The organism is Bradyrhizobium sp. LB8.2, from assembly GCF_040548035.1.
Classification (GTDB): Bacteria; Pseudomonadota; Alphaproteobacteria; order Rhizobiales; family Xanthobacteraceae; genus Bradyrhizobium.
Genome location: NZ_JBEPQV010000007.1, coordinates 63015 through 79546, shown reverse-complemented (window position 1 = coordinate 79546; position 16532 = coordinate 63015). Strand labels below are relative to the sequence as shown.

At 63.8% G+C, this 16532-nt stretch carries 14 protein-coding genes and 1 pseudogene; 7 read left to right on the top strand and 8 right to left on the bottom strand.

The features are described 5' to 3' along the window. Positions 1-16: 16 nt before the first annotated feature. From ABIB06_RS11255 to ABIB06_RS11235, 5 genes are all read right to left on the bottom strand, one after another. Positions 17-883: a beta-keto acid cleavage family enzyme gene (locus tag ABIB06_RS11255; RefSeq protein ID WP_354048167.1), complete on the bottom strand. Its 867-nt coding sequence runs from the start codon at positions 881-883 to the stop codon at positions 17-19. Positions 884-1050: 167 nt separating this feature from the next. After that, positions 1051-1851 (bottom strand): helix-turn-helix domain-containing protein, encoded by an 801-nt coding sequence (locus ABIB06_RS11250; protein WP_354048165.1) that lies wholly within the window; start codon positions 1849-1851, stop codon positions 1051-1053. A 174-nt stretch (positions 1852-2025) separates the two neighbouring features. Further along, positions 2026-2682 (bottom strand): glutathione S-transferase family protein, encoded by a 657-nt coding sequence (locus tag ABIB06_RS11245; RefSeq protein WP_354048163.1) that lies wholly within the window; start codon positions 2680-2682, stop codon positions 2026-2028. After that, on the bottom strand, positions 2682-3845 hold the full coding sequence (locus ABIB06_RS11240) for an acyl-CoA dehydrogenase family protein (protein WP_354048161.1): 1164 nt from the start codon (positions 3843-3845) through the stop codon (positions 2682-2684). Before ABIB06_RS11240 ends, ABIB06_RS11245 begins: the two co-directional genes overlap by 1 nt. A gap of 15 nt (positions 3846-3860) precedes the next feature. Then, a complete protein-coding gene (locus ABIB06_RS11235) occupies positions 3861-4997 on the bottom strand; it encodes an acyl-CoA dehydrogenase family protein (RefSeq protein ID WP_354048159.1) in 1137 nt (378 codons plus the stop codon). Positions 4998-5256: 259 nt separating this feature from the next. On the opposite strand from ABIB06_RS11235, the gene ABIB06_RS11230 reads away from it, so the two are divergent. Together ABIB06_RS11230 and ABIB06_RS11225 are read left to right on the top strand one after the other, a co-directional pair. Beyond that, positions 5257-6807 carry an acyl-CoA synthetase gene (locus ABIB06_RS11230; protein ID WP_354048157.1) on the top strand — a complete coding sequence of 517 codons (1551 nt, stop codon included), beginning with the start codon at positions 5257-5259 and terminating at the stop codon, positions 6805-6807. A gap of 85 nt (positions 6808-6892) precedes the next feature. Beyond that, positions 6893-8113, top strand: a complete 1221-nt coding sequence (locus ABIB06_RS11225; protein WP_354048155.1) for an ABC transporter substrate-binding protein — start codon at positions 6893-6895, stop codon at positions 8111-8113. Between the two features lie 65 nt (positions 8114-8178). Here the strand turns inward: ABIB06_RS11225 and ABIB06_RS11220 are convergent, their stop codons facing one another. The 3 genes from ABIB06_RS11220 to ABIB06_RS11210 form a co-directional block, all read right to left on the bottom strand. Beyond that, entirely contained in the window at positions 8179-8529 is a 351-nt protein-coding gene (locus tag ABIB06_RS11220) for a hypothetical protein (RefSeq protein ID WP_354048153.1), read from the bottom strand. Then, a complete protein-coding gene (locus tag ABIB06_RS11215; RefSeq protein ID WP_247442150.1) occupies positions 8526-8663 on the bottom strand; it encodes a hypothetical protein in 138 nt (45 codons plus the stop codon). The genes ABIB06_RS11220 and ABIB06_RS11215 overlap by 4 nt, the downstream gene beginning before the upstream one ends. Before the next feature lie 146 nt (positions 8664-8809). Further along, on the bottom strand, positions 8810-9580 hold the full coding sequence (locus ABIB06_RS11210) for a helix-turn-helix domain-containing protein (RefSeq protein ID WP_247442149.1): 771 nt from the start codon (positions 9578-9580) through the stop codon (positions 8810-8812). A 185-nt stretch (positions 9581-9765) separates the two neighbouring features. Here ABIB06_RS11210 and ABIB06_RS11205 point away from each other — a divergent pair, with 185 nt between their 5' ends. The 5 genes and pseudogenes from ABIB06_RS11205 (at position 9766) to ABIB06_RS11185 (ending at position 16531) form a co-directional block, all read left to right on the top strand. Next, positions 9766-12027 (top strand): marine proteobacterial sortase target protein, encoded by a 2262-nt coding sequence (locus tag ABIB06_RS11205; RefSeq protein ID WP_354068724.1) that lies wholly within the window; start codon positions 9766-9768, stop codon positions 12025-12027. A gap of 198 nt (positions 12028-12225) precedes the next feature. Beyond that, on the top strand, positions 12226-12798 hold the full coding sequence (locus ABIB06_RS11200) for a class GN sortase (RefSeq protein ID WP_354048148.1): 573 nt from the start codon (positions 12226-12228) through the stop codon (positions 12796-12798). Then, positions 12792-13169 (top strand): annotated as a pseudogene (locus ABIB06_RS11195) (glycosyltransferase); the annotation flags it as partial. The gene ABIB06_RS11200 and the pseudogene ABIB06_RS11195, both read left to right, overlap by 7 nt. Before the next feature lie 160 nt (positions 13170-13329). After that, positions 13330-15549: an acetate--CoA ligase family protein gene (locus tag ABIB06_RS11190; protein ID WP_354048146.1), complete on the top strand. Its 2220-nt coding sequence runs from the start codon at positions 13330-13332 to the stop codon at positions 15547-15549. Between the two features lie 157 nt (positions 15550-15706). Next, a complete protein-coding gene (locus ABIB06_RS11185) occupies positions 15707-16531 on the top strand; it encodes an MlaD family protein (protein WP_354048144.1) in 825 nt (274 codons plus the stop codon). Position 16532 lies beyond the last annotated feature (1 nt).

Here is a 16532-nt window from a genome sequence, read left to right as displayed (position 1 = left end):
GGTTGAGGCCGATAACTTACCTGTTCGTCCCAAAAATCTTCCGCGCTTCCGCCGGGCTCGCGATCTCGCGGCCCGCGCGCCGGGCGCAGGCGGCGAGGGCTTCGATCAGCTGGCCGTTGGACGTCACCTTCTTGCCGTCGGCGAGATAGAAGGCATCTTCGAGACCGGTGCGGAGATGACCGCCGAGCTCGGCGCAGCGCTGATGCAGCGGCCAGATCTCTTCGCGGCCGATCGCCGTGACCTGAAAATGCGCCTCGGGACGCTTCAGCTTGATCAGGATCGGCAGCAGATCGGGATCGGACGGCATGCCGGAGGCGACGCCCATGACAAAATTATACTCGAGCGGACCCTTGTACATGCCGACCTGGCGGTACATGCCGACGCAACGAACGATGCCGACGTCGAAACATTCGAATTCGGGGATGGTTCCGACCGCATTCATGACGTCGAGATAGTCCTTCACCTTCTCGACCGCATTGTCGAACATCATCGGCGGCCAGGCCCAGCTATTGTCGGCCTTCACCTTCAGGTAATTCAATGAGCCCGCGTTGCAGGCCGCGATCTCCGGCCTGGTCTCGCGGATGCAATCGAGCGCGCCTGAATAGTTCGGCCCGGAGACGCCCGAGGTGTGATTGATGATGACGCCCGGGCAGGCTTCGCGGATAGCCTGCTGGATTTCCTTGCTAACGTTCACGTCCCAGGACGGTAGATGCCCCTTGTCCGGTGCCTGTTGGCGCAGATGGATGTGCATGATGGACGCGCCGGCATCGAACGCAGCCTTGGCCTCGCGCGCCATCTGCTCGGGCGTCACAGGCACATTGTGCTGCCTGGGGTCAGTGAGCACGCCGTTCAGCGCGCAGGTGATGACGGCCTTGTCGCTCATGCCTTGAATGTCTCGCACGTTGATAATTCAACGCTTGCGATCATGTGATGGGCGGCACGCGGCTTCTTGCGCGGAGAAGCTGGAAAAAAGCGAGAAATCGCAGGGTGGGTTACGCTGTCGGACTGCGCTTCGCACAGCCGCGAGCTAACCCACCCTGCAAGAGCGAGCTAGCTCGCCTCCGCCAGCCTCACCGTCTCGCTGCTGCGATAGATCGCCAGATCCCGCGAGCCGACGAAGATCGCGCGCGGCTTCAGGCCGTAGAAGCGGCGGATCGAATGGCTGAAATGGGTGCTGTCGGGATAGCCGATATCCTGCGCGAGATGGGCGAGGTTGAGGTCCTGGTTGGCGAAGTGCAGCAGATGCCGCGCGCGCTTCCAGGCGCGGAAGGAGCGAAACGAGATGCCGGTCTCTTCCTTGAACAGATGCAGGAAACGCGAAGCGGAAAGTCCGGCGTCCGCCGCGCATGTGTCCGCCGTCACGGGCTCGCCCGTGAAGCGGCCGATGCGCGCCACCGCACGCGTCACGCGCGGGTCGAGCACGCGCCGCGGCAGCGCTTCGCCAAAACACATCTCGTCGAATTCGGCGGTGGTGATGTCGCCGTAGCGGCGCTGGCGCAACAGCGTGTAGCCGGCGAGGATCTTGCGGGCATAGACGGCCCTGTCGGGTCCGGTGAGCCGCGCGGCCAAGGCCTCGATCACACCATCAGGCATGCTCTCCGGCTCCAGCGTCACGCTGATCGCCGTGCGGTAGTCGCTGGCAATGGAATGCCGCTGGTTCGGCAGGGTGACGAACAGCTCGCCGGTGGCGAGGACTTCGTCGAGCGTCAGATGCAGGCTACCCCTGACCGCGACATAGACGTGGCAGCAGCCGGGCGTCCGCTTGCGGGGGCGGCCGAGCAGGCCGGCATAGAATACCCGCTCCGGCGTGATCAGCATCAAATGGTCGGATTCGCGACCCTTATCTTCCATTGGGATCCTCCTCGCGCGGCTCTTTGGCCACTGCGGACGGGGGTCACCTTAGCGGAAATTTGGGCGCTGTCACGGCGCGGTAGCGCTGTCATGGAGCGCAAAACATCGGCGTTCCCGGACGTCCAGAGGACGAACCCGGAACCGGCAAGCAACAATTTCGTCCAGGCGACGGAGCTACGCCCTCACACGCGCCGCGATGTTCTGTTCGACTCCAGCCTTCTGCTCCGCAGCAACCGCACGTTTGAATCCATCGCGCTGCTGCAAACACGCCCAATAAGCTGCGACATTTGGCCCAAAGTCCTTGGCGAGCCCGATGTTGCTGGCGAGGCGGAGCGCATAACCAATGACAATGTCAGCGGCGGTGAAGCGACCCGCGCACAATGTTTCGGCATTGGCGGTCGCGGCCTCGACGGCGCGCAGCCGGCCCAGGAACCACTTTGCATAGTCGGTAGCGACCTGCGGATTGCGGCGCTCCTCCGGCTCGAGCTGGGTGTATCGGAGCACCAGCGTCTGCGGGAAGGTTAACGTGGCGTCGCTGAAATACATCCAGTTCAGGAAGGCGCCATAGGCGGGATCTTCCGGCCCGACCATCAGCGGCGTCGGCCCGTGCCTGATACCGAGATAGTGGCAGATGCCGGAGGACTCCGTCATCTTCGTCTCGCCATCGACCATGAAGGGAATCGTGCCCAGCGGGTTGAGCGCGAGATACTCCTTGGCGAAGACCCGCGGCGGGAACGGCAGCATCTTCAGTTCGTAGGGAAGTCCCATCTCCTCCAGCATCCAGAGTGGACGGAAAGAGCGCGCTGCGTCGCAGTGATAGAGCGTGATCATCAAGAGCTTCCTTTGCTGCCGGGCAGCGTGCCCATCATCTTGCACAGGACCATCAGCATGACCTCGTCGGCGCCGCCGCCGATCGAGGTCAGGCGGCTGTCGCGATAGGCGCGGCTGACCGGCGTCTCGTTGGTAAAGCCCATTCCGCCCCAATATTGCAAGCAGGCGTCGGTGAGTTCGCGGCCGAGACGGCCGGCTTTCAGCTTGGCCATGGTCGCAAGCTTCGTCACGTCCTCGCCCGCCACCAGCGCCTCGGCGGCGCGGTAGATCAGCGCGCGCAGCAGCTCGACCTCGGTCTGCATCTCCGCCAGCTTGAAGTGAACGATCTGGTTGTCGAGGATCGACTTGCCGAAGGCTTTTCGGTTGCGGGTGTATTCGATGGTCTCGTTGATGATGTATTCGTGGGCCTTCAGGCAGGCCGCCGCACCCCAGAGGCGCTCCTCCTGGAACTGGATCATCTGGTAGGTGAAGCCCTTGCCCTCCTCGCCGATCCGGTTGCGCCTGGGCACGCGGACATTGTCGAAGAAGATTTGGGCGGTGTCGGAGGAGCGCATGCCCATCTTGTCGAGTTTTCGCGCGACAGTGACGCCCTTGGTCTTCATGGGCACGCAGATCAGCGACTTGTTGCGGTGAACGGGCCCGTCGCCGGTGTTGGCGAGCAGGCAGATCCAATCGGCCTGGGTGCCGTTTGTGATCCACATCTTGCCGCCATCGATGACGTAGTCGTCGCCGTCGGTGCGCGCATTGGTCTTGATCGAGGCCACGTCCGAGCCCGCGCCGGGCTCTGAGACGCCGATGCAGGCTACATAGTCACCGGAGATCGAGGGTACCAGGAATTCGCGCCGCACCTCGTCCGAGCCGAACCGCGCCAGCGCCGGCGTCGCCATGTCGGTCTGCACGCCGATCGCCATCGGCACGCCGCCACAGGTGATGGCGCCGAGTTCCTCCGCCATCAACAGCGCATAGGAATAGTCGAGGCCGGAGCCGCCGAATTCGACCGGCTTGTTCAGCCCCAGAAAGCCGAGGCTGCCCATCTTCCTGAACAGCTCGTGCGCCGGGAAGATCTCGGCCTTCTCCCACTCATCGACGTAAGGGTTGATCTCATTCGCGATGAATTTTTGCAAAGAGCGGCGGATCTCGTCGTGGTCGGCGGTAAACAGCATTTCTTCCTCTCGTCGTCACAACCCCATCTGCCGCGACGCCAGATCCTTCATGATCTCCTCAGTGCCGCCGCCGATGGCGTTGACCTTGACCTCACGGTAGATGCGCTCGGCCTTGATGCCGCGCATGAATCCTGCGCCGCCGAAGATCTGCACGGCTTCAGAGGCGCAGAACGCCATGGTCTGGGTCGCCTGGTTCTTCATCATGCAGATTTCGGCGACGGGGCTTTCACCCTGCTCCAGCCGCCAGGCCAGCATCTCCAGCATCGCCTGGGAGGCCGCGACCTTCTGCGCCATGTCGACGATCTTGTGGCGGATCACCTGATGCTGCGCGAGCGGCTTTCCAAAAGTCTTGCGCTCCTTGGCGTAGGCAATCGCTTCGTCGAGGCACACGCGCGCGAAGGCGGTGCAGCCCGCCGCCATGCCCATGCGCTCGCTGTTGAAATTATGCATGATGATCTTGAAGCCCTGGCCTTCCTCCCCGATCAGGTTTTCCGCCGGTACGCGGCACGCGTCGAAATGCAGACTTGCGGTGTCGGAGGCCCACCAGCCCATCTTCTTCAGCTTTGTCCGCGCCAGGCCGGGCGTATCCCCCTCGATCAGGAGCAGGCTGACGCCGCCGGCGCCCTCGCCGCCGGTGCGCACCGCAACGGTCAGATAGTCGGCGCGCATCCCGGAGGTGATGAAGGTCTTCTCGCCGCTCACGACGTAGTGATCGCCGTCGCGCCGCGCCTTGGTCCGGAGGCCCGCCACGTCAGAGCCGCCGCCTGGCTCGGTGATCGCGAGCGCGGAGATTTTCTCACCCGCGAGCACCCGAGGCAGCACACGCGCCCTAACCTCAGGGCGTGCCGCGCGCGCGATCGGCGGCGCACCGATGGTGTGGCTCATCAGGCTGGCGCTGATCCCGCCGGCGCCGGCCCGCGCCAGCTCCTGGCTGGCGACGATCTTCATGAACTGATCGGCGGCGATCCCGCCATATTCCTCGGAAAATCCAAGCCCCAACAGCCCGATCCCGGCCGCCTTGCGATAGAGCGCGCGGGGGAATTCGCCGGCCTCGTCCCACTCATGGGCGAACGGCGCGATCTCCTTGTCGACGAAGCGGCGCATCACGTCGCGAAAGGCGTCGTGCTCGGCAGTATAGAACGGGCTTTTCATCGCACTCTCGCCTTGCTGGCGGATTCGTCTCATCCACCATGGCCGGAACCCTGGCGGCTCACTTGCGCGGAGTGGCTGGCCGGGCCCCCTCCGAGCAGGACCGGCCTAGCAACTCAACGCAAGACGATTTTCACCGCTCGCGCGCCAACTCCTGATCAAAAAAAGCGTGATGCACAAACTCCGGCTGGCCTCAGGGCCGCGCCGGCATGGTGCGAGCAATAGGGACGCAGGCGGCACCAGACCGCCGAGGGAGGCATTTTTGGCCGTTCGTTACTACGACTGGATCGTCCATCATGGCCGCCGCACGCCGAACAAGGTTGCGGTGATTGATCTCGCGAGCGAGCGGCGCTTCACCTATGCGCAGCTGGATGCGCGTATTTCTCGTCTCGCTTCATTTTTGCGTCATACGCTGAAAGTCTCGCGCGGCGACCGCGTCGCGGTGCTGGCGCTGAACACGACCGATACGCTGGAGGTGCAGTTTGCCTGCGGCCGGCTCGGCGCGATCTTCGTGCCCCTGAACACTCGCCTAACCGTTCCCGAGCTTCAGTTCATTACCGGCGACTGTGCGCCGAAGGTGATGATCCACGATACCGATCTGGCCGAGACGGCGCTCGCAGTGGCGAGACTGTGCGGCGTCACCAGCAGCCTGCTGCTCGGGCCCGGCGGCTCTTACGAGGCCGGCATCGCGGCGGCAAAGCCGCTCGAGGCAATCGAGGAGGTCATGCTCGATGATGTTTCGACCATCATGTACACGTCGGGCACCACGGGGCATCCCAAGGGCGCGACCATCACCCATGGCATGACCTTCTGGAATTGCGTCAATCTCGGCGGCCCTGCCTGCATCGGACCGTCCTCGGTGCTGCTCACCGTGCTGCCGCTGTTCCACACCGGCGGGCTGAATTGCTACACCAATCCGGTGCTGCACGCCGGCGGTGCCGTGATGATCATGCGCGCCTTCGATCCCGGCACGGCGCTCGGCCTGATCAACGATCCCGCGCAGGGAATCAACGTGTTCTTCGGCGTGCCCGCGATCTACCAGTTCATGGCGCAGCATCCGGCGTTCGCGACCACCGATCTCGGCCGGCTGATCGTTGGCGGTGTCGGCGGCGCTCCGATGCCGGTACCTCTGCTCAAGGTGTGGGAGGCGCGCGGCGTCGCGCTCCAGCAGGGCTACGGCATGACCGAGACCTCGCCGGCCGTGCTGGTGCTCGACCGCGAGGACGCGGCACGGAAGGCCGGCTCCGCCGGCAAGCCGGTGCTGCACACGGAAGTGCGCATCGTGCGTCCCGATGGCAGCGACGCCGATGTCGGCGAGCTCGGTGAACTCTGGGTCAAGGGACCGAACATCACGCCCGGCTACTGGAACAAGCCCGAGGCGAACAAAACGTCGTTCACCGACGGATGGCTGCACACCGGCGACGCGACACGCGTCGACGACGAAGGCTTCTACTATATCGTCGACCGCTGGAAGGACATGTACATCTCCGGCGGCGAGAACGTCTATCCGGCCGAGGTCGAGAACGTCCTACACCAACTCAACGCCATCGCGGAAGCCGCCGTGATCGGTGTGACCGATGCGCAATGGGGCGAGGTCGGCCTCGCCATCGTCGCGGTCAAGCCGGGCCAAAAGCTGACCGAGGCCGATGTGTTCGCGCATTGTGCGGCGAATCTGGCGCGTTTCAAATGCCCGCGACAGGTTCACTTCGTCGACGCGCTGCCTCGCAACGCCACCGGAAAGATCCACAAGCCGACGTTGCGCAAGGAGTTTTCGGTGGACTTGGAGGTCGACAAGAAAGCCGCCAATGCCTGATCAAAGCGCCCTCTCACGGGCGCTTTTCTTTTTCGACGTGCCTGCTCCAACCCGGAAGAACCCCAAGGGATTTTAAGGAATTTTCATGAACAAGAAACTCTCCCTGCTTGCCGCAACAACAGCGTTGGCGCTACTCACAACCCAAACCGCGTATGCGCAAAAAGCGTACGACACCGGTGTCACCGACACCGAGATCAAGATCGGCAATGTCGAGGCCTATTCCGGCCCGGCTTCCGCCTACGGCGTCATCGGCAAGACTGAGGAAGCCTATTTCAAGATGATCAACGACCAGGGCGGCATCAATGGCCGCAAGATCAACTGGATCTCCTACGATGACGGCTACTCGCCGCCGAAGACCGTTGAGCAGATCCGCAAGCTGATCGAGAGCGACGAGGTCTTCCTGGTGTTCAACGCGCTGGGCACGCCGACCCAGACCGCCGTGCAGAAATATCACAATTCCAAGAAGGTGCCGCAGCTGTTCCTCGCCACAGGCGCCAGCAAGTGGAACGATCCGAAGAGCTTTCCCTGGACCATGGGCTTCCAGCCCAGCTACCGCGTCGAGGCACAGATCTTCGCCAAGTATATTTTGAAGGAGAAGCCGGACGCGAAGGTCGCGATCTTCTATGCCAATGACGATTTCGGCAAAGACTACCTCGCCGGCATCAAGGACGTGTTCGGCGACAAGGCATCGAAAATGATCGTGGCGGAAGAGAGCTACGAGACATCGGAGCCTTCGATCGACGCCCATATCGTCAAGCTCAAGGGCACCGGCGCCGACGTCTTCGTCAACATCGCGACCCCGAAGTTTGCGGCACAGGCGATCAAGAAGATCGCCGAACTGGAGTGGAAGCCGATGCACCTGATGACCGACGTCTCGGTGTCGATCGGCGCGGTGATGAAGCCGGCCGGCCTCGATGCATCCGAAGGAGTATTGTCGGCCGGCTACCTGAAGGACGCGTCGGATCCGCAGTGGAAGGACGATGAGGGTATGAAGAAATTCATGGTCTTCGTCGACAAATACATACCCGGTGCAAACATTTCGGACGCCAATCTGGTGTACGCCTATGCCGCAGCCCAGACCATGGTGCAGGTGCTGAAGCAGTCGGGCGACAATCTGACCCGTGAGAACGTGATGAAGCAGGCCGCGAGCCTCAAGGACTTCGTCCCCGACACGCTGATCCCGGGCATCAAGATCAACACCTCGTCCACGGACTTCGCGCCGATCGAGCAGCTCAAGATGTGGCGGTTCAAGAAGGGCCAGTGGGAGCTGTTCGGCGATATCATCAGCGCCGAGACAGGCGGCTAGTTCGACTGAAAATACATGCAGATGCAGAATAGCGGCCGAAGGGCCGCTATTCTCTTGCGGCGCATTCAGCCTGCGGGATGTCCTGGCCGACGTCGATCGCCACGATGGGACAGGCCGAGGCGACGCGAATCTCCGAGACCCCTGAGCACGGGGCATGACCACGCAAGAGTGGCGATGCCGGTTGGCGGAAAATCGACACTCAGCGTGTAGCTGTCGCAACCGGTCACGATCGCTTCGGGATCGATCGGCGCGCCGTCGAGGTAGAAATGCGTTCCGATCCTGTCAAGTGGCGCGCGAAGCGCAGGGCTCGGAAGGCGGACGGTGTTGTGGCCCGGCTCTCCCTTGACCCGCACGGCAGCCTGCGGCTCGCTCCAGCGGAACGTGTGACTTGACCCGACGCGCTTCAGCGCCGTCAAGACAGCGCGCGCGTGTGCGGCCGCGAGATGCGCTGCTGTGCGCGCGCCGAGAAGCACTGATCCAGCACCTTGCGCCAGGGATGTTGCTTCATGCCGAACTCGATGTCGGCCTGGTACATGGCGGCCTCTGCCACGCCAGGACAGCTCCCGCTGCCCGCGATGATGTTCGAGGGGAATGATGACGGAGAACAGCGGCGATTCACCGCCGCAGGGTGCGGGCACGTCCTGCATGCCTTCTTTCATAGACGTTTGCGATGCCATTCCGGATAGTGCTCGCGGACTATGCCGACAGAAACAGCGCGAACGATTCGTCGACCGTGCGACGCAGATGCTTTTGGTACAATTCATGATTGGCGTCGCCGGGCGCGACCCGTCCCAGCGAGGGCTTCGGGAAGTTCCGGAGCGGCACGTAGGCGATCGGCGCTGCGATCGGCGTCAGCTGCGAGCCGGGGCCGGCGCGGAGCGTCGATATGATTCCGTACATCTCGCCCGCAACCGTCGGCCGCGACACTGTGATCACGCGATGCTGGCCGTGCTTGATGATGACGAGATAGATGAAGCCGGACTGATGCGGCACCGCGACCTCGCCGGTGTGCTCATAGGCGGCATCGGTCCGCTCACCCTCGCGGAATACCAGTGAAGAGACCTTTGGCTCCCAGACGATCTCGGTGCGGTAGGCGAAGATTGCGTCCTTGTCGCCGAACGACGGGCGCAGCGTGATGTAGACGTCCTCGATCCACGTCACCGCGCGATGGGCGTAGGAACCGAGGCTGTCAGGCGCGACATCGCTTGCGGTCGGAGGCGTCACCGCGACGGGACTCTTGCGCAAGGAGACGCCCAGCGCCTGCTCCAGCCGCACCGTGGTCGCCAGCGTGAACGGCCGCCGGCCGCCGAGCACCTTCTCCAGCGTCGACAGGCTGAGCTTGGCCTGCTCGGCCAGCGACTGCCGCGAGATCCGGCGTCTGGCGAGCTCCTCGCGAATGGTCTCCGCAATCTCGCGGCTCTGCTCGTCCGAAAGCTGCTTGTCGGCGAATTTGTCTTGCGTCTGCATCGTGGCCCCGCTCCAGGACGGCCATTCTAGCAGGGCGGACAAACCAGCACAAAACCACACTTGGCTGCCGCAGAGGCGGCCAACGCGGGCCAGCCGCGGCGGAACATTGCCGATCATTCTGCTCGCGAAATCGGGCCGTCCCGGCGGATGCTGAGACCAGCAAACATGCTGTGGGAGCAGACCAAATGGACACCTACGACACGATGGAGATCGACGAGCACCCCATGCTGGGGCGGCTGATCAAGGTCGGATTGTTTCTTCTGGTGCAGGGCATCGCGGTGGCCCTGGTCGCATTCGTGGCGCTGCTGGTGAGCTTCGAGCCGGGCTGGTCGGCGACGCTGGAGCAGCCCAGCCTGCTCCAGCCCGGCGACGCCAAATCCGGATCTCTCCTCCTGAAGGAGGACGGCGCCTACACCGAAGCCATCCGCCTCGGCACCGACGTCGACATCACGGTGTCGGGCCCGACGCTGCGCGCTCGCGTCACCCAGGTTTTCCGCAACCCGACCAAGGACTGGGTCGAGGCGACCTATGTCTATCCGCTCCCCACCGGCGGCGCCGTCGATACGCTGAAGATGGTGGTCGGCGACCGCGTCATCGTCGGCGACATCAAGGAGCGGCAGCAGGCGCGCGTGATCTATGAAGAGGCGCGCCGCGCCGGCCAGAAGGCCGCGCTCACCGAACAGGAGCGGCCGAACATCTTCACCAACTCGGTCGCTAATATCGGCCCCGGCGAAACCGTGCTGGTGCAGATCGAATATCAGGAGCCGGTGCACCAATCCGGCAACGAATATTCGCTGCGCCTGCCGCTGGTGGTCGGACCACGCTACAATCCGACGCCGATCGTGCAGAGCGTCGACTTCCGCAACGACGGCTCCGGTTGGGGCGCGACGAATTCGGACCCGGTGCCGGACCGCGACCAAACCTCCCCGCCCGTGCTGGATCCCGCCAGGAATGCGCCGGTCAATCCGACCAGCGTCACGGTGCGCCTGAATGCCGGCTTTACGCTCGGCGAGGTCAAGAGCCCGCATCATAACGTCAAGGTCGCGAGCCCGGACGACACGACGCGAATCGTCACGCTTGCTGACGGTGCCGTGCCTGCCGACCGCGATTTCGAACTGACCTGGAAGCCGGCCGCTGTAAAGGCGCCGTCGGTCGGTCTGTTCCGCGAACGCGTCGGCGACGCCGATTATTTACTCGCCTTCGTCACTCCGCCCACCGCCGAGCAGGCAACGCAGAAGCCACTGCTGCGCGAAGTGGTGTTCGTGATCGACAATTCCGGCTCGATGGGCGGCACGTCGATCGTCCAGGCCAAGGCGAGCCTCACCTACGCGCTCTCCCGTCTCCAGCCGACCGACCGTTTCAACGTCATCCGTTTCGACGACACCATGGACGTGCTGTTTCCGGCCTCCGTGCCGGCGGATGCCGCGCGCGTCGGTGAAGCCACCTCGTTCGTCAGCGCGCTGCAGGCGCGTGGCGGCACCGAGATGGTGCCGGCGATGCGGGCCGCACTGACCGACAAGCTCGGCGATACCAGCATGGTTCGCCAAATCGTGTTCTTGACCGACGGCGCGATCGGCAACGAGCAGCAATTGTTCGAAACGATTACGGCGATGCGCGGCCGCTCGCGCGTGTACATGGTCGGCATCGGGTCCACGCCCAACACCTATCTGATGACGCGCGCCGCCGAGCTCGGTCGCGGTGCCTTCACTCATATCGGCTCCGTCGAGCAGGTCGAGGAGCGCATGCGCGGCCTGTTCGCCAAGCTCGAGAATCCGGCCGTGACCGGCCTCAGCGCAAAGTTCTCCGAAGCAAAGGCCGACGTCACACCGGCGATCATTCCCGACGTCTATCGCGACGAGCCGCTGGTGCTGGCGGCAAAGCTCGACAAGCTCGCAGGCTCGGTCGAGATTAGGGGCCGCGTCGGCGACCGTCCATGGTCGGTGACGCTGCCACTGCAAAATGCAGCCGAAGGCAAAGGCCTGTCGAAGCTCTGGGCCAAGCGCAAGATCGACGACGCCGAAGTGGCGCGCACCCTGCGCGAGATGACTCCCGAAGACTCCGACAAGGCGATCCTGGCGCTGGCGCTCGACCATCAGATCGTCACGCGGCTCACCAGCCTCGTCGCGGTGGACAAAACGCCGAGCCGTCCCGAAGGCGAGCCGCTCAAGCTCAGCGAATTGCCGATCAACCTGCCGGCCGGCTGGGATTTCGCGAAGGTCTTTGGCGAACGACCGCAGGTCCCGACGCAGCTCCGCGAACGTCACGCCGATGCGCGCAACCAGACGGGCACGAGGCGGCCGACGCCCTCCGCACCGGATGCGATCCGCCTGCCCAAGACCGCAACCTCGGCCGAGTTGACGATGATCGCAGGCCTGATGCTGGTCGTGCTCGCCCTGATCCTGTTCGTGTTCAACCGACGTCAGACCTTGCTCACTGACGTCGCTTGAGAGAGGAGCCCCCCGATCTCCTCTGTTAGCGCGCGCGGCTGCCCGTCCCACACCAACGGCCGCGCGCGCCTTTTTTGAACACGCCGCCTCAACCGAATTCGTCATTGCGAGCGAAGCGAAGCAATCCAGAAATCCCTCCAGGGACGCAGTCCGGATTGCTTCGTCGCTTCACTCATCGCAATGACGGGAAAATTTGCCATGCCTCGCTTCATCTCTCCCCTGGTTCTCGCGCTGATCGGCGTCATCCTGTTCGGCGACGGCGCCTATATCCATGCCAAAGCGTGGCTCGCGCAGGTGCTGCTGGAGCACGCGTTCGACCGGAGCGTTGCGACCGGCGAGGTGGTCAAGCCATGGTCATGGGCCGATACCTGGCCGGTCGCGCGGATCGAGGTGAGGCGGATCGGCGCCAGCGCGATTGTGCTGGAAGGTATCAGCGGCCAGGCGCTTGCTTTTGGGCCCGGCCATATCCGCCAAACGGCTGACGCGGGCGAGCGTGGTGTTGCCGTATATGCAGCGCACCGCGACACTCATTTCCGTTTCCTGCGGAATGTCACCATTGGTGATGTGATCGATGTCACACGCAGTGACGGTAAACGCTTTCGCTATCGCGCGGATTCCTCCGCTGTGGTTCGCTTCGATGCCTCGGGCATCGATCCTGCGGCACGGGATGCCGAACTCGTGCTCGCCACCTGTTGGCCGTTCGACGCCGTCACGTCCGGTCCGGAGCGCTACATCCTTCATGCCACCTTGATCGGAGCTGCCGTCCCATGACGGGCAAGGCGTTGCGATATGCCGAATACATTCCGCAAGAGAAGATGTTCTGGCGCAAACGCGTGTGGGACAGGATCGGGCCCATCGACGAGAGCTTACACTACGCGATGGATTGGGACTTCATCCTGCGGGCGCAAGCCGCGGGATTCAAATTCGTACGCCTGCCGCGCTTTCTCGCCTGCTTCCGAATCCATGATGCACAAAAGACGGCATCCACCTATGCGGTCGGCGTCAGGGAGATGGGCATCCTGCGGCGGCGCGTTCTCGGCTTCGATCCGACACAGATGCAGATCCGGCGCGCCATCGCTCCCTATCTCGCGAAGCAGCTGGCCTCTCACTACGCCTGCAAGCTCGCGATACTGAAATACTGAACGACAACGCGGATCGCGTTCCGAGCGCGTCGATCACCGACGCTTGATGCATCGCTCATTCCATCGCGCGGCATTAACACGCTTACGGTTGCCACTCCGAACAACTCCCCATAGAACAGCGTGACGCGCCGCCAAGAACAACAACAGGTGAGGTCACGCCATGGAAGCCCCGGTGTCTGCTGCGTCCGTTTCTCCGCGCCCGTGGTCTCCACCGCCCGATGCGAACGACATCGTCAAGGGCATCCACGCCATGCTGCACCCGCACAACATCGTGCTGGTGGGCGCGACCGACAAGCCCGGCAACTATGCCGAGCGCATCTGGAACAATCTGGTCAAATACGGCTACGAGGGCGGGCTCTATCCGGTCAACACCAAACGCGACAGCATCTGGGGCGTCCCCTGCTACAAGGACTTTGCCAGCCTCCCGGAAAAGCCCGATCACGTGCTGGTGCTGGTCCCGGCGCGCTTTGCCGTGCAGGTGATCCGCGACGCCGCCGCGGCCGGCGCGCGTTCGGCCACCATCGTCACCTCGGGTTTCAGCGAGTTGCAGGATGAGGGGAGCCAGAAGCTCGCCGCTGAACTGCAAGCGGCCGTGCGCGAGACGGGATTGGCGGTCACCGGCCCGAACTGCCTCGGCAATTTGAGCGCCGGCGAAAAGCTCTTCACCAATATCGACGACCGTATCGTCACCATGGAACAGGGCGTGGTGGCGATTGCCGGACAATCGGGCGCCATCGTCATGGCGATCCGCCAGGCACTGGAAGATCGCGGCGTCGGGGTCGGCTACATGGTGACGACCGGCAACGAGGCCGGGCTCGAGACGCCGGACCTGATGCGTTATTTCGCCGAGGATCCGAGCATCAAGGTGATCGTGGTCTACCTCGAAGGCGTGCGCAACACCAAGGCATTCCGGGACGCCTGCAAGGCGGCGCGCGCCGCGAGCAAACCGGTGATCGCGCTCAAGCTCGGGGCGTCCGAGGGTGGCCGCGCGGCGGCGATGGCGCACACCGGCGCGCTCGCGGGCTCGATCGAGACGTTCGACGCCATCGCAACGCGCGAAGGAGTCATCAGGGTCGGCGGGCTCGACGAGCTGATCGAAGCCACCGAATGCTTCGTCCACGCCGCGGTGCCCGAAGGCGACCGGCTTGCCGCGGTGACGCTATCCGGCGGCAAGCGCGGCATGCTGCTCGACGCCTTCTATGCCGCAGGCCTGAATTTTGCGCCGCTAAGCCCGCACGTCGGCTCCGAGCTGGCAAAAATGCTCGGCCCAGGCTCGATCGTCGGCAATCCGCTCGACGCCGGCTTTGCGGCGGTGGTCGATCCCTCCGTCTACATGAAATCGATCGAGCTGATGATCGAAGACCCCGATATCGATATCGTCATCGTCGATGCGGAGCTGCCAAAGGCGCCGCACGAGCTGCGCGAGCGCAACCTGCGCATCGTCAACGAAATGGCGAGCCGGGCCGGCAAGCCGGTGATCTATATCAGCGCGATGTCGATCGGCTTCACCGAGTTCACCAAGACCTTGCGCAAATCGCTGCCGCATCTCGCTGTCATGCAGGGCATGGATCGCGCGGTGACCGCGATCAAGTCGCTGCTCGACTACGCCAAACTGCGCAAGGAAGTGCCCGATATCGTCTCGAGCTCGAAGCCTGCCGCGCGTGCCGTGCTCGAGAAGGCGCTGAAATCGGCAACCGGCGCCGCGCTCGACGAGGTCGCCTCCAAGAGGCTCCTGAAGGCCTATGGCATCCCGATCTCGAAGGAGGCAATCGCACAGACGGCAGCCGAGGCCGTGAAGATCGCCAAGCAGATCGGCTTCCCTGTCGTGGCCAAACTCGTCAGCGCCGAGATTCTGCACAAATCAGACATCGGCGGCGTGGTGCTGAATCTCAACAACGCGGCCGAGGTCAAAAAGGCGTTCGCCGACATCACCGCGCGGGTGAACAAGCTGAAGGGCAAACCGAAGCTTGACGGCATTCTGATCGCGCAACAGGTCAAGGCCGATCTCGAGCTCGTGGTCGGGGCCTCGCTCGATGCCGAAATGGGTCCGGTCGTGCTGTTCGGCACCGGCGGCATCGACATCGAGCTGATGAAGGACGTGGCGCTCGCCGGTGCGCCACTGGACGAGGCCGAGGCGCGGCTTCTGATCGGCCGCACCAAGGCCGGCATCAAGATGCGTGGGTATCGCGGCAAGCCGGCCTTGCACGACGCCTCCGCGGTGAAAGCGCTGGTCGGCCTGTCCAATCTGATCGCGGACGCCGGCGACCGGATCGCCTCGATCGACGTCAATCCGTTCCTGATCAATGCCAAAACAGGCGTCGCCGTCGATGCCCTGATCGTGCTGAACAATGCTGCGGCCAAACGCGCCGCCGGGCATTGATGTCGCGTAGGGCGGATTAGCACAGCGTAATCCGCCAATCCTTGCGACAAACGCGAGAGGAAGTGGCGGGTTACGCTTCCCTAACCCGTCCCACTTAGGATTACGGCCGCAGCATCATCCTTCCAACTTCCCCGCTTTGGCCGTAAAATCACCCTGCATGGCACGCGCGAGCAATCTGGTGATCGGAACGGCGACGCTGGCGGTGATCGCCGTGGCGTTCGGCGGCCTGCTTGGTGTGCAGAAATGGCGCACCGCCCAGAGCCGCAGCCAGTTGCGCGTGGTGTTCGAGGGCGGTTCGGCCAGCGGACTGCGCCGCGGCGGGCCGGTCAATTTCGACGGTGTTCCCGCCGGCCAAATCCTGTCGATCAAGCTCGACAATCCCCGCAAGGTCGTGGCGCTCGTGTCGCTCGATAATGCAGCGCCGATCCGCAAGGACACTGTGGCCGGCATCGAGTTCCAAGGCCTTACCGGCGTCGCCGCGGTGTCGCTGATCGGCGGCGCCCCCTCCGCTCCGCCGGTGCCGCTCGACGCCGACGGCATCCCCGTGCTGACCGCCGATCTCAGCGACGCCGAATCCATCGTCGACACCCTGCATAGTGTCGATCGCACCATCGTCAGCAACGCCCCGGCGATCAAGGAGGGCCTGCGCACGTTCGAGAACTACACCGCCGATCTCAGGAGCAAGGGCGGCGAAATCGATTCCGTCATGGCCAAGGTCGACAGCGCTTTCGCGGGCTTCGACAAGGCGGTCACAAAGATCGAGGGCGTGGTGCCCGGCTTCGCCGATGGCAAGGCGGATGAGCTGTTCGAAAAGATACAGGGATTGCACGAGCTCGCCGACACCATGAGAAAGAAATCGGCGAATTTCCTCGAGGACATCCGTCGCTCGCTGCTCGACGTCAGCGAGGCCGCCAACAAGATGAGCGGGACGTCCGCCGCCGCCCCGCGCCCGCCGCGCAAGCCCACGCAGCAGAAGCGGTAAA

Bases quoted from the DNA above. Each gene is read 5' to 3' on its own strand.
- ABIB06_RS11255 (WP_354048167.1), bottom strand. From the start codon at position 883: ATGAGCGACAAGGCCGTCATCACCTGCGCGCTGAACGGCGTGCTCACT.
- ABIB06_RS11250 (WP_354048165.1), bottom strand. From the start codon at position 1,851: ATGGAAGATAAGGGTCGCGAATCCGACCATTTGATGCTGATCACGCCG.
- ABIB06_RS11190 (WP_354048146.1), top strand. From the start codon at position 13,330: ATGGAAGCCCCGGTGTCTGCTGCGTCCGTTTCTCCGCGCCCGTGGTCT.
- ABIB06_RS11245 (WP_354048163.1), bottom strand. From the start codon at position 2,682: ATGATCACGCTCTATCACTGCGACGCAGCGCGCTCTTTCCGTCCACTC.
- ABIB06_RS11185 (WP_354048144.1), top strand. From the start codon at position 15,707: ATGGCACGCGCGAGCAATCTGGTGATCGGAACGGCGACGCTGGCGGTG.
- ABIB06_RS11225 (WP_354048155.1), top strand. From the start codon at position 6,893: ATGAACAAGAAACTCTCCCTGCTTGCCGCAACAACAGCGTTGGCGCTA.
- ABIB06_RS11235 (WP_354048159.1), bottom strand. From the start codon at position 4,997: ATGAAAAGCCCGTTCTATACTGCCGAGCACGACGCCTTTCGCGACGTG.
- ABIB06_RS11200 (WP_354048148.1), top strand. From the start codon at position 12,226: ATGCCTCGCTTCATCTCTCCCCTGGTTCTCGCGCTGATCGGCGTCATC.
- ABIB06_RS11240 (WP_354048161.1), bottom strand. From the start codon at position 3,845: ATGCTGTTTACCGCCGACCACGACGAGATCCGCCGCTCTTTGCAAAAA.
- ABIB06_RS11210 (WP_247442149.1), bottom strand. From the start codon at position 9,580: ATGCAGACGCAAGACAAATTCGCCGACAAGCAGCTTTCGGACGAGCAG.
- ABIB06_RS11205 (WP_354068724.1), top strand. From the start codon at position 9,766: ATGGACACCTACGACACGATGGAGATCGACGAGCACCCCATGCTGGGG.